The 12510-nt window shown below is 63.6% G+C and carries 15 protein-coding genes; 13 read left to right on the plus strand and 2 right to left on the minus strand.

All coding sequences use genetic code 11. The annotated features are described in order from the left end of the window. Positions 1-34: 34 nt before the first annotated feature. From gshB to P7C00_RS30305, 7 genes are all read left to right on the plus strand, one after another. Complete coding sequence (gene gshB / locus P7C00_RS30275) at positions 35-988, plus strand: glutathione synthase (protein ID WP_346633230.1); 954 nt, start codon at positions 35-37, stop codon at positions 986-988. A gap of 99 nt (positions 989-1087) precedes the next feature. After that, entirely contained in the window at positions 1088-1987 is a 900-nt protein-coding gene (locus P7C00_RS30280; protein WP_346633231.1) for an energy transducer TonB, read from the plus strand. 169 nt (positions 1988-2156) lie between these two features. Further along, on the plus strand, positions 2157-2726 hold the full coding sequence (locus tag P7C00_RS30285; RefSeq protein ID WP_102862072.1) for a YqgE/AlgH family protein: 570 nt from the start codon (positions 2157-2159) through the stop codon (positions 2724-2726). Then, complete coding sequence (gene ruvX, locus P7C00_RS30290) at positions 2726-3163, plus strand: Holliday junction resolvase RuvX (RefSeq protein WP_346633232.1); 438 nt, start codon at positions 2726-2728, stop codon at positions 3161-3163. Before P7C00_RS30285 ends, ruvX begins: the two co-directional genes overlap by 1 nt. 116 nt (positions 3164-3279) lie before the next feature. Continuing rightward, positions 3280-3786 carry a bifunctional pyr operon transcriptional regulator/uracil phosphoribosyltransferase PyrR gene (gene pyrR / locus P7C00_RS30295; protein WP_346633233.1) on the plus strand — a complete coding sequence of 169 codons (507 nt, stop codon included), beginning with the start codon at positions 3280-3282 and terminating at the stop codon, positions 3784-3786. A 25-nt stretch (positions 3787-3811) separates the two neighbouring features. Beyond that, on the plus strand, positions 3812-4816 hold the full coding sequence (locus P7C00_RS30300) for an aspartate carbamoyltransferase catalytic subunit (protein WP_011064007.1): 1005 nt from the start codon (positions 3812-3814) through the stop codon (positions 4814-4816). After that, entirely contained in the window at positions 4813-6084 is a 1272-nt protein-coding gene (locus tag P7C00_RS30305) for a dihydroorotase (RefSeq protein ID WP_346633234.1), read from the plus strand. Before P7C00_RS30300 ends, P7C00_RS30305 begins: the two co-directional genes overlap by 4 nt. Before the next feature lie 60 nt (positions 6085-6144). On the opposite strand, the gene P7C00_RS30310 is transcribed toward P7C00_RS30305, so the two are convergent. Continuing rightward, the gene (locus tag P7C00_RS30310; protein ID WP_011064009.1) at positions 6145-6564 is read right to left on the minus strand and encodes a TM2 domain-containing protein; all 420 of its coding nucleotides are present in this window, start codon (positions 6562-6564) and stop codon (positions 6145-6147) included. Between the two features lie 251 nt (positions 6565-6815). Here P7C00_RS30310 and P7C00_RS30315 point away from each other — a divergent pair, with 251 nt between their 5' ends. Continuing rightward, positions 6816-7439, plus strand: a complete 624-nt coding sequence (locus P7C00_RS30315; protein WP_346633235.1) for a C40 family peptidase — start codon at positions 6816-6818, stop codon at positions 7437-7439. An 86-nt stretch (positions 7440-7525) separates the two neighbouring features. Here the strand turns inward: P7C00_RS30315 and P7C00_RS30320 are convergent, their stop codons facing one another. Further along, entirely contained in the window at positions 7526-8560 is a 1035-nt protein-coding gene (locus P7C00_RS30320; RefSeq protein ID WP_346633236.1) for a type IV pilus twitching motility protein PilT, read from the minus strand. A gap of 183 nt (positions 8561-8743) precedes the next feature. On the opposite strand from P7C00_RS30320, the gene P7C00_RS30325 reads away from it, so the two are divergent. The 5 genes from P7C00_RS30325 (at position 8744) to P7C00_RS30345 (ending at position 12503) form a co-directional block, all read left to right on the plus strand. Further along, positions 8744-9442, plus strand: coding sequence for a YggS family pyridoxal phosphate-dependent enzyme (locus P7C00_RS30325; protein WP_404937844.1), 699 nt, complete (start codon positions 8744-8746; stop codon positions 9440-9442). A gap of 34 nt (positions 9443-9476) precedes the next feature. Further along, the gene (proC, locus tag P7C00_RS30330) at positions 9477-10295 is read left to right on the plus strand and encodes a pyrroline-5-carboxylate reductase (RefSeq protein ID WP_346633238.1); all 819 of its coding nucleotides are present in this window, start codon (positions 9477-9479) and stop codon (positions 10293-10295) included. Positions 10296-10319: 24 nt separating this feature from the next. After that, on the plus strand, positions 10320-10907 hold the full coding sequence (locus tag P7C00_RS30335; protein WP_123726657.1) for a YggT family protein: 588 nt from the start codon (positions 10320-10322) through the stop codon (positions 10905-10907). Then, complete coding sequence (locus P7C00_RS30340) at positions 10907-11200, plus strand: DUF167 domain-containing protein (RefSeq protein WP_404937845.1); 294 nt, start codon at positions 10907-10909, stop codon at positions 11198-11200. The genes P7C00_RS30335 and P7C00_RS30340 overlap by 1 nt, the downstream gene beginning before the upstream one ends. 163 nt (positions 11201-11363) lie before the next feature. Continuing rightward, entirely contained in the window at positions 11364-12503 is a 1140-nt protein-coding gene (locus P7C00_RS30345; protein WP_346633240.1) for a homoserine O-acetyltransferase, read from the plus strand. The last annotated feature ends 7 nt before the right edge of the window (positions 12504-12510 follow it).

Raw genomic sequence — 12510 nt, forward strand, 5'->3', positions numbered from 1 at the left:
TTGCTTCCACTCATTTTCTTAAAGGAATCCACCCATGAGCGTTCGCGTCGGGATTGTCATGGACCCTATCGCCAGCATCTCCTACAAGAAGGACAGCTCGCTGGCCATGCTGCTGGCCGCCCAGGAGCGCGGCTGGACCCTCTTCTATATGGAGCAGCGCGACCTGTACCAGGGCGCCGGCGTGGCCCGGGCCCGCATGCGTCCGCTGCAAGTCTTCGCCAACCCGCAGAAATGGTTCGAGCTGGATGCCGAGATCGACTGCCCCTTGAGCGATCTGGACGTGATCCTGATGCGCAAGGACCCGCCCTTCGACATGGAGTTCGTCTACTCCACCTACCTGCTGGAACAGGCCGAAAGCGCCGGCGTGCTGGTGGTGAACAAGCCCCAGAGCCTGCGTGACTGCAATGAAAAGCTGTTTGCCACGCTGTTCCCCCAGTGCACCCCACCCACCGTGGTCAGCCGTCGCGCCGATGTATTGCGCGAGTTCGCAGCCCAGCATGGCGATGTGATTCTCAAGCCCCTGGACGGCATGGGCGGCACCTCGATCTTTCGTCACCGCGCCGGCGACCCGAACCTGTCGGTGATCCTGGAAACCCTGACCATGCTCGGCAGCCAGCAGATCATGGCCCAGGCCTACCTGCCAGCCATCAAGGACGGCGACAAGCGCATCCTGATGATCGACGGCGAACCGGTGGATTACTGCCTGGCGCGCATCCCGGCGGCCGGTGAAACCCGTGGCAACCTGGCCGCTGGCGGTCGTGGCGAAGCCCGCCCACTGAGCGACAAGGACCGCTGGATTGCCGCCCAGGTCGGCCCGACCCTGCGGGCCAAGGGTCTGCTATTCGTCGGCCTCGACGTGATCGGCGAGCACCTGACGGAAATCAACGTCACCAGCCCCACCTGCATCCGTGAAATCGACAATGCCTTCGGCACCAACATCGGCGCACTGCTGATGGATGCCATCGATCAGAAGCTCAAAGCCAAGTGATGTAGAACAACCAAGCACCAACCAACATTGCGTTATCATGCGCCGCCTGTGAAACCGTGATGTTGGTTGTGTAATGCCTCCTGTGATGTCGAACCGTCGATGAGCCTCCCGTCCGATCTGCCCCCCGAGCTGGCCCATAGCGGCGTGCGCGCGGCCGATCGCCTGGGATTTACCCTGTTCCTGGCGGCGCTCCTGCACCTGGCACTGATCCTCGGCCTGGGCTTTTCCTTCGCCGAACCCAAAGCGATCAGCAAGACCCTGGAAATCACCCTGGCCACCTTCAAGAGCGAGACCAAGCCGAAGAAGGCCGATTTCCTCGCCCAGGACAACCAGGAAGGCAGCGGCACCCTGGACAAGAAGGCCATTCCGAAAACCACCGAAGTCGCCCCCTTCCAGGACAACTCGGTGAAAAAGGTCGTGCCGCCGCCGTCGGTCAAACCTGAAGTCAAGGAAGCCGCGCCCAAGGCCGCCGTCGCCACGACGGCGCCCAAGCCGAAAAAGACCGTGACCCAGCGTGAAGAGGTCAAGAAGGACCCGACGCCCAAGGCCGACACCCCGAGCTTCGACAGTTCTCAACTGTCCAGCGAGATTTCCAGCCTGGAAGCCGAACTGGCCAACGAACAGCAGCTGTATGCCAAACGCCCGCGCATCCACCGCCTGAGCGCCGCCTCCACCATGCGCGACAAGGGCGCCTGGTATAAGGACGAATGGCGCAAGAAGGTCGAGCGCATCGGCAACCTCAACTACCCCGAGGAAGCCCGGCGCAAGCAGATCTACGGCAATTTGCGGCTGATGGTCTCGATCAACCGCGACGGTTCCCTGTACGAAGTGCTGGTGCTGGAGTCCTCCGGCCAGCCGCTGCTGGACCAGGCCGCCCAACGCATCGTGCGCCTGGCGGCGCCGTTCGCGCCCTTTACCGGCGACCTGTCGGACATCGACCGCCTGGAAATCATCCGCACCTGGCGCTTCGCCCGGGGCGACAAACTGTCCAGCAACTGATCCGCCCCTGCCAGGCAGGCGTAAACAGCAACGTCCCCCGTAGGAGCCGGCTTGCCGGCGAAGAGGCACGCCAGCCCGACGCAAACCTCAACGACACCTTTGCTGGCAAGCCAGCGCCTGCACAGGGTTGCGCTTGTCAGCCGGGCCCGCCACCGCCACACTAGCGCTCATGAAAAATGTCAGCCCCAGCTATCTCAAGCATCACTTCCTGATCGCCATGCCGCATATGGCCGACCCGAATTTTGCCCAGACGTTGACCTATATCGTCGAGCACAATGCCAGCGGCGCCATGGGCCTGGTGATCAATCGGCCCCTGGACCTGAGCCTGGCCGATATCCTTGAACAATTGCGCCCCGACGAAGAACCGTCGCTGCTGTGCCAGCATGTGCCGATCTTCAGCGGCGGCCCGGTGCAGACCGATCGCGGCTTTGTCCTGCACCCCAACGGCCCGATCTACCAGGCCACGGTGGAGTTCGAAGGGCTGTCCCTGTCTACCTCCCAGGATGTGCTGTTCGCCATCGCCGACGGCGTGGGCCCGGCCAAGAGCCTGATCGCCCTGGGCTATGCCGGCTGGGAAGCCGGGCAGCTGGAAGCCGAACTGGCGGACAACGCCTGGCTGACCTGCCCCTTCGACGCCGACATCCTGTTCAACACCAGCAGCGAATTGCGCCTGGAAGCCGCCGCCCGGCACCTGGGGGTCAACCTCAGCCTGCTCACCAGCCAGGCGGGGCACGCCTGATGGCCTTGCGACTGATCCTCGGCTTCGACTACGGCACCAAGCAGATCGGCGTCGCCGTGGGCCAGGCCATCACTGGCCAGGCCCGGGAGCTGTGTACCTTGAAGGCGCAGAACGGTGTGCCCGACTGGAATCAGGTGCAAGCCCTGATCGAGGAATGGAAACCCGACGCCGTGGTGGTGGGCCTGCCCCTGAACATGGACGGCAGCCCCAGCGACATGTGCCTGCGCGCCGAGAAGTTCGCCCGGCGCCTGAACGGCCGCTTCAACGTGCCCTTCTATACCCACGATGAACGCCTGACCACCTTCGAGGCCAAGGGCGAACGCCTGGCCCGGGGCGGGCAGAAAGGCAGCTACCGCGACAACCCGGTGGACGCCATCGCCGCGGCCCTGCTACTGCAGGGCTGGCTCGACGAAAACGCCACGCTGTTGAATACCTGAGACCCAGAATCCTGAAGATGCGCGGCCCCAAGCTGCGCGCCTCCTGGCCCAACACCAGCCGTAAGTTCCCGTGCCCTGCTGCCCGGCAGCAGGCGCGAGCCCACGAAGGAGCCACCATGAGCCTGCCCAATCCCGCCGCCCTGATCAGCCAGATGGCCGCTGATCTCAACGCCCACCTGACCCAGCGCGCCATCAGCGAGCCGCGCTTCATCGGTATCCGTACCGGTGGCGTCTGGGTGGCCCAGGCCCTGTTGGAAGCCCTGGGCAGCGACGCGCCCCTGGGCACCCTGGATGTGTCCTTCTACCGTGACGACTTCAGCCAGAACGGCCTGCACCCGCAAGTTCGCCCTTCGGAGCTGCCGTTCGAGATCGAGGGTCAGCATCTGGTGCTGATCGACGACGTGCTGATGAGCGGCCGGACCATCCGCGCGGCCCTCAACGAGCTGTTCGACTATGGCCGCCCGGCCAGCGTGACCCTGGTCTGCCTACTGGACCTGAACGCCGCCGAGCTGCCGATTCGTCCGAATGTGGTGGGTGCAACCCTGTCGCTGGCCGCCCACGAGCGGGTAAAATTGTCCGGTCCTGCGCCGCTTCAACTCGAGCTCCAAGACCTCGCCCTCTAACTCGCCCTTTTAAGAGTCCATTGCGATGACGCCTCTAGACGCCAAGCGCCCGCTGCAGCTCAACGATCAGGGCCAGCTGCGCCATTTCCTGTCCCTCGACGGCCTGAACCGCGAGCTGCTGACAGAAATCCTCGACACCGCCGACTCCTTCCTCGAAGTCGGCGCCCGGGCGGTAAAGAAAGTCCCGCTGCTGCGCGGCAAGACCGTGTGCAACGTGTTCTTCGAGAACTCCACCCGTACCCGCACCACCTTCGAACTGGCGGCACAGCGCCTGTCGGCGGACGTGATCACCCTGAACGTCTCGACCTCCTCGGCGAGCAAGGGTGAAACCCTGCTGGACACCCTGCGCAACCTGGAAGCCATGGCCGCCGACATGTTCGTGGTACGCCATGGCGATTCCGGCGCCGCACACTTCATCGCCGAACACGTGTGCCCCCAGGTGGCGATCATCAACGGCGGCGACGGCCGTCACGCCCACCCGACCCAGGGCATGCTCGACATGCTGACCATCCGCCGACACAAGGGCGGCTTCGAGAACCTCTCGGTGGCCATCGTCGGCGACATCCTGCACTCGCGGGTGGCGCGCTCCAACATGCTGGCGCTCAAGACCCTCGGCTGCCCGGACATTCGCGTGATCGCACCGAAAACCCTGCTGCCCATCGGCATCGAACAGTACGGGGTCAAGGTCTACACCGACATGACCGAAGGCCTGAAAGATGTGGACGTGGTGATCATGCTGCGCCTGCAGCGTGAACGCATGCAGGGCGGTCTGCTGCCCAGCGAAGGCGAGTTCTACCGCCTGTTCGGCCTGACCACCGCACGCCTGGCCGGGGCCAAGCCCGACGCCATCGTCATGCACCCGGGCCCGATCAACCGCGGTGTGGAGATCGAGTCGGCGGTGGCCGACGGTCCGCACTCGGTGATCCTCAACCAGGTGACCTACGGCATTGCAGTGCGCATGGCGGTACTGTCCATGGCCATGAGCGGGCAGACCGCCCAGCGACAATTCGAGCAGGAGAACGCCCAGTGAAGCTCAGCATTCTCGGCGCCCGCGTCATCGATCCAAGCAGTGGCCTGGATCAAACCACCGACCTACACCTGGAAGCCGGCAAGATTGTTGCCATCGGCGCCGCGCCCGGCGGCTTCAATGCCGTCACTAGCATCGACGCCAAGGGCATGGTGGCCGCGCCCGGCCTGGTGGACCTGAGCGTCGCCCTGCGCGAGCCGGGCTACAGCCGCAAGGGCAGCATTGCCAGCGAAACCCGCGCCGCCGCTGCCGGTGGCGTCACCAGCCTGTGCTGCCCGCCGCGTACCAAACCGGTACTGGATACCTCGGCCGTGGCCGAACTGATCCTCGACCGCGCCCGGGAAGCCGGCAACAGCAAAGTCTTCCCCATCGGGGCCTTGAGCAAGGGCCTGGAAGGCGAACAGTTGGCCGAGCTGATTGCCCTGCGCGACGCCGGCTGCGTGGCCTTCGGCAATGGCCTTGAAGGCTTCCGCAGTACCCGCACCCTGTGCCGTGCCCTGGAATATGCCGCCACCTTCGACCTGACAGTGATCTTCCACTCCCAGGACCGCGACCTGGCCGAAGGCGGCCTGGCCCACGAAGGCCCCACCGCGAGTTTCCTCGGCTTGCCGGGGATTCCCGAAAGCGCGGAAACCGTGGCCCTGGCCCGGGACCTGCTGCTGGTGGAACAAAGCGGCGTGCGTGCTCACTTCAGCCAACTGACCAGCGCCCGGGGCGTGGAACTGATTGCCCAGGCCCAGGCCCGCGGCCTGCCAGTGACCGCCGATGTGGCGCTGTATCAGCTGATCCTGACCGATGAGGCGCTGATCGACTTCTCCAGCCTGTATCACGTGCAACCGCCGCTGCGTTCGCGGGCCGATCGTGATGCCCTGCGTGAGGCGGTGAAGTCCGGGGTGGTGCAAGCCATCTCCAGCCATCACCAGCCCCATGAACGCGATGCCAAGCTGGCGCCATTCGGTGCCACTGAGCCGGGCATCAGCAGCGTCGAGCTGCTGCTGCCACTGGCCCTGACCCTGGTTCAGGACGGTTTGCTGGACCTGCCGACCCTGCTGGCGCGCCTCAGCGCCGGTCCGGCCGAGGCATTGCGCCTGCCGGCGGGCAAGCTGGTGGAAGGTGGTGCAGCGGACCTGGTGCTGTTCGACCCGGCCAGCTCCACCGTGGCCGGCGAGCGCTGGCTGTCCAAGGGCGAGAACTGCCCGTTCCTCGGTCATAGCCTGCCGGGGACGGTGCGTTACACCCTGGTGGATGGGCATATCAGCTATCAGGGCTGAGGTCCGCAGCGCCTGTGTTCAACCGGCGAGCCGGCTCCTACGTGGGGCCGGCTTGATCCGTCAGCGGCGTTTGGCGTTTTCCAGGGAGACCTGATCGTTCAGGGTCCAGAAGTCGTACAGCACTCCCAGGAAGAACAGGCCGCCGGTGAACAGGTAGATCACCCCGCTCAGCCACTTGCCCTGGTACATGCGGTGTACGCCGAAGACTCCGAGGAAGGTCAGTAGAATCCAGGCCACGCTGTATTCCACAGGACCTGCGGTGAACCGAAGGTCCGCTTCCCGGTCCATGGACGGGATCAGGAACAAGTCGATCAGCCAGCCAATGCCCAATAGACCGAAGGTGAAGAACCAAATGGTCCCGGTCACCGGCTTGCCGTAATAGAAGCGGTGAGCGCCGGTAAAACCGAAAATCCACAACAGGTAACCGATTACCTTGCTGTGGGTGTCATGGGTGGATGCATCCTGACGATAGGTGTTCATTAAGAGCCTCTTGCTGGGTGATAGATAAATATTCTTAAAAACTTTGTGACTTTTTTACAGGCTTTCGACGTGTGGACAATGTTACCTTCTGTTCCGTCAAAGCCTTGTACTGCCTGACTTCTGACGGTTTTCTGCGTCAAGTTGCCACCTCTTTGCCGAAGTTGACCCCAAGGTTGAATCGACAAACGGCCACGGAAGTGACCTGAAAGCTGTTATAAAGTTGCGCGCAAACCAAATAAGAGCCTTGCCTAATGCGACCATTTTTCAAGACATGGCTAACCATTTGCCTATTAATGCCACTGGCCGCCCACGCCACCAACCGTGAGCAACGACTTCCCAACGTTAATGGCTACACCCCGAAATCCCATGTTTCGACGGTCACCGCCAAGAACAAGACCACCATCAAACACCCCACCCGCCTGAGCAAGGCCGACAGCAAGCTGGTGGCCAACAACGCCGGTCGGCCAAGCACTACTGTCCTCAGCCGTGCGGTCAATGTACTGGGCACCCCCTATCGTTGGGGCGGCAGCAGCCCAAGTAAAGGCTTCGATTGCAGCGGCCTGGTGCGCTACGCCTTCAATGACGTCGCCGCCGTGGACCTGCCACGCACCTCCAACGCCATGGCCAGCGGCCACGGACAGAAGGTCGAGCGCAAGGACTTGAAGCCGGGCGATCTGCTGTTCTTCAACATCAAGAGCCGCAAGGTCAACCACGTCGCCATCTACCTGGGCGAAGACCGCTTTATCCATGCCCCGCGGCGCGGCAAGGCGGTGACCATCGACACCCTGAAGAAACCCTACTGGCAGAGCCACTACGTGGTTGCCAAGCGGGTCCTGCCCAAGGAACACGCGCCTCTGCGGGTCGTACAGCGCTAATCTGCTGATTCGCCCATTCGCCGGCAAGCCGGCTCCTACGCCCACCTGTAGGAGCCGGCTTGCCGGCGATTGCATTTCCAGCCCTGTCAAAAGCTCTCCGGCATCCGTGCCTGCTCCCGCGCCTGCTCTCGACTGATCAGCCCCTGCCCCAGCAATGCCTTGAGACTCATGTCCAGGGTGCGCATGCCCTGGGCTCCACCGGTCTGGATCGCCGAATACATCTGCGCCACCTTGTCCTCGCGGATCAGGTTACGGATCGCCGCATTGCCCAGCATGATTTCGTGCGCCGCCACCCGACCACCGCCGATCTTCTTCAGCAACACCTGGGCAATGACCGCCTGCAGCGACTCGGCCAGCATCGAGCGCACCAGGGCCTTTTCTTCCCCCGGGAACACGTCCACCAGCCGGTCGATGCTCTTGGCCGCGGATGAAGTGTGCAGGGTGGCGAACACCAGATGCCCGGTTTCGGCGGCAGTCAGGGCCAGGCGAATGCTGTCCAGGTCACGCAACTCTCCCAGCAGAATCACGTCAGGGTCTTCGCGCAGCGCCGCACGCAAGGCGGTGGCGAAACTGCGGGTATCGCGCGGCACTTCACGCTGGTGGATCAGACAGCTTTTCTGCGGATGAATGAACTCGATGGGGTCTTCGAGGGTGAGGATGTGCTGCTGCCGATGCTGGTTCAGGTGATCGATCATCGCCGCCAGGGTGGTGGACTTGCCGCTGCCGGTGGGCCCGGTGACTAGCACCAGCCCTCGGGGCGCCTCGGCAATCTGCTGAAACACTTGCCCCAGTCCCAACGCCTCCAGGCTCTGCACCCGTGACGGAATCAAGCGCAGCACCGCCCCCGCTCCCCGAGCATGCTGGAAGGCATTGACCCGGAACCGCGCCACGCCCGGCAGTTCGTAGGCGAAGTCCAGATCCTGCTGGCTGGCGAACGCCTGCCGCTGTGGCTCGCTCATCAGGCCATGCATCAGGGCCAGCACCTGCTGTGCATCCAGAGCCGGGCTGTCGAGCGGACGAATATCGCCATCAATGCGCAACATCGGCGCCAGCCCGGCAGACAGATGCAGGTCGGAAGCGCCCCGGGAAACGCTCAAGGTCAGGAGTTCGGTGATGTCCATAGTGCCCCCCAATTCCAGTAGAATGCCGCGAGCTTCAGACCCGCCCGCTATCCCGGGCAATGACCCGCGCGGCCCTCGAGCGATGCTCGGGCCGGTCGACAATCAGGGTCTGGTGGATTCATGCGGCGGTTGGCGGCCAAGGTCACAGGCTCCCGGTCGCCGGTACTTTTGAGACGAAATCGAATGTCCACGATAGCAGACAACATTGCCCGGCTAGCCGAGCGTATCCGCAGCGCCTGCCAGGCCGTACAGCGTGCCCCGGACAGCGTCCTGCTGCTGGCCGTCAGCAAGACCAAACCCGCCGCCGCCCTGCGCGAAGCCTATGCCGCCGGCCTACGGGACTTCGGCGAGAACTACCTGCAGGAAGCCCTGGGCAAACAGCAGGAACTGGCGGACCTGCCCTTGAGTTGGCACTTCATCGGCCCCATTCAGTCGAACAAGACTCGCGCCATTGCCGAGCATTTTGCCTGGGTGCATTCCGTGGATCGCTTGAAAATCGCACAACGCCTGTCCGAGCAACGCCCTGCCGAGCTGCCGCCGCTGAACATCTGCATCCAAGTGAATGTCAGTGGCGAAGCCAGCAAGTCCGGCTGTGCTCCGGCCGACCTGCCGGCCCTGGCCAGCGCCATCAGCGCCTTGCCACGCCTGCAACTGCGTGGGCTGATGGCGATTCCCGAGCCCACCGAGGACCGTACCGCCCAGGAAGCCGCCTTCGCTGCGGTGCAGGCCTTGAACAACCAACTGCGGGACAGCCTCAAGCTGCCCCTGGACACCCTTTCCATGGGCATGAGCCACGATCTCGAAGCGGCCATCGCCCAAGGCGCCACCTGGGTGCGGATCGGTACCGCGCTGTTTGGTGCCCGCGACTACAGTCAGTCCTGATGCGACTGACACTGACCTCTCATAAGGACCTGTCATGAACACGACTCGTATCGCTTTTATCGGTGCCGGCAACATGGCGGCCAGCCTCATCGGTGGCCTGCGGGCCAAAGGCCTTGAGGCAGCACAGATCCGTGCCAGTGACCCCGGCGCCGAAACCCGGGCCAAGGTGGCTGCCGAACACGGCATCCAGGTATTCGCCGACAACGCCGAAGCCATCGCCGGCGTCGACGTGATCGTCCTGGCGGTCAAGCCCCAGGCCATGAAAGCCGTGTGCGAAGCCCTGCGCCCGAGCCTGCAGCCCCACCAACTGGTGGTTTCCATCGCCGCCGGCATCACCTGCGCCAGCATGAACCACTGGCTCGGCGAGCAACCGATCGTGCGCTGCATGCCCAACACCCCGGCGCTGCTGCGCCAGGGCGTCAGCGGCCTGTATGCCACCGCCCAGGTCAGCCCCGAGCAGCGCCATCAGGCCGAGGAACTGCTGTCCGCCGTAGGCATCGCCCTGTGGCTGGATCAAGAGCAGCAACTGGACGCAGTGACCGCAGTATCCGGCAGCGGCCCGGCGTATTTCTTTCTGCTGATCGAAGCCATGACCGCCGCTGGCGAAAAGCTCGGCCTGCCTCGAGAAACCGCCGCCCAACTGACCCTGCAGACTGCCCTGGGGGCGGCCCACATGGCGGTGTCCAGTGACGTCGACGCCGCCGAGCTGCGCCGCCGCGTGACTTCACCGGCCGGCACCACGGAAGCCGCGATCAAATCGTTCCAGGCCAACGGCTTTGAAGCCCTGGTGGAAAAAGCATTGGGTGCCGCCGCGCACCGCTCGGCCGAAATGGCCGAACAACTCGGTCGTTAACTCGCCCCTACAAAGGAATCGATAATGTTCGGACTCAACGACGCTGCCATTTTTGTGATTCAGACCCTGGGCAGCCTTTACCTGCTGGTGGTCCTGCTGCGCTTCATGCTGCAAGTGGTACGGGCGAACTTCTACAACCCTATCTGCCAGTTCATCGTGCGTGCCACCCAGCCACTGCTCAAGCCCCTGCGCCGGGTGATCCCCAGCATGTTCGGGCTCGACATGTCCTCGCTGGTCCTGGCCCTGATTGTACAAATGGCGCTGTTCGCCATCATCCTTACCCTCAGCCACATCTCCTTCAATGCCCTGGGACTGCTGCTGTGGGCGCCAATCGGCATCTTCGCGCTGTTCCTGAAGATCTGGTTCTTCGCCATGATCATCAGCGTGATCCTGTCCTGGGTCGCTCCTGGCAGCCAGAGCCCGGGCGCGGAACTGGCCTACCAGATCAGCGAGCCGCTGCTGGCCCCGTTCCGGCGCATCGTGCCCAACCTGGGCGGCCTGGACATCTCGCCGATCCTGGCCTTCATCGTGATTCAGCTGGTGCAGCAGTGGCTGATTCCACGCATGGCGTTCTACACCTTCATGCCCCCTGAGTTGTTCGGGCTGATCTGATGAGCTATTTCCGCTGGGACGGTGACGATCTGATCCTCGATTGTCACCTGCAACCCAAGGCCAGCAGCGACGAGTTCGCTGGCCTGCATGGGGAGCGGTTGAAGATCCGCCTCACCGCCCCGCCTGTGGAAGGCAAGGCCAACGCTCACTTGATGGCGTTCCTGGCCAAGGCTTTCGGTATTCCCAAGAGCAACGTCAGCCTGGTCAGTGGCGAATTGAATCGGCAGAAGCGCGTGCGCCTGCAAGCGCCGAAAAAGCTGCCGGATCTGCCGGGGCTGGGGCGCCCCGTCTGATTCGCCGGCAAGCTGGCTCCTGCGCCCCAGGTCCGCGGTAGGAGCTGGCTTGCCAGCGAACCTCCCGCGCCATTTTTCCCAACCAAACACAGCCCCGGGCTTTGCTTGCCGCTGGGAGCAGCGGTCTTTAGACTTACGCCTCATTTAAATGAGAGCAGGGTCGATGCCAACTGCCTTTCCCCCCGATTCTGTTGGTCTGGTCACGCCAGAAATAGCGCACTTCAGCGATCCTCTGGCCCTGGCCTGCGGACGCGCGCTACCGGCCTACGACCTGATCTACGAAACCTATGGTGAGCTCAACGCCAGCGCCAGCAACGCGGTGCTGATCTGCCACGCCCTGTCCGGCCATCATCACGCCGCCGGCTACCACAGCGTCGACGACCGCAAACCCGGTTGGTGGGACAGCTGCATCGGCCCTGGCAAGCCCATCGACACCAACAAGTTCTTCGTGGTCAGCCTCAACAACCTCGGCGGTTGCAACGGCTCCACCGGCCCCAGCAGCCTCAATCCGGACACCGGCAAGCCCTTCGGCGCCGACTTCCCGGTATTGACTGTAGAAGACTGGGTCCATAGCCAGGCGCGCCTGGCGGATCGCTTGGGCATCAGCCAGTGGGCCGCAGTGATCGGCGGCAGTCTGGGCGGCATGCAGGCTTTGCAATGGACCATCACCTACCCGGACCGGGTACGGCACTGCCTGGCCATTGCTTCGGCGCCCAAGCTCTCGGCGCAGAACATCGCCTTCAACGAAGTGGCGCGCCAGGCGATTCTCACCGACCCGGAATTCCACGGCGGCTCGTTCCAGGAACAAGGGGTGATCCCCAAGCGCGGGCTGATGCTGGCGCGGATGGTGGGGCACATCACCTACCTGTCCGATGACTCCATGGGCGAGAAATTCGGCCGTGGCCTCAAGAGCGAGAAGCTCAACTACGACTTCCACAGCGTCGAGTTCCAGGTGGAAAGCTACCTGCGCTATCAGGGCGAGGAGTTCTCCGGGCGTTTCGACGCCAACACTTACCTGCTGATGACCAAGGCCCTGGACTACTTCGACCCGGCGGCGAACTGCGACGACGACCTGGCCAAGACCTTCGCCCATGCCACCGCCAAGTTCTGCGTGATGTCCTTCACCACCGACTGGCGCTTCTCCCCTGCCCGTTCCCGGGAGCTGGTGGACGCGCTGATGGCGGCACGCAAGGACGTCTGCTACCTGGAGATCGACGCACCCCAGGGGCACGACGCCTTCCTGATCCCGATCCCGCGCTACCTGCAGGCGTTTAGTCACTACATGAACCGCATTACCTTGTGAGGACACG

The sequence above is a fragment of the Pseudomonas sp. JDS08PS003 genome (assembly GCF_045013505.1).
Lineage (GTDB): Bacteria > Pseudomonadota > Gammaproteobacteria > Pseudomonadales > Pseudomonadaceae > Aquipseudomonas > Aquipseudomonas protegens_B.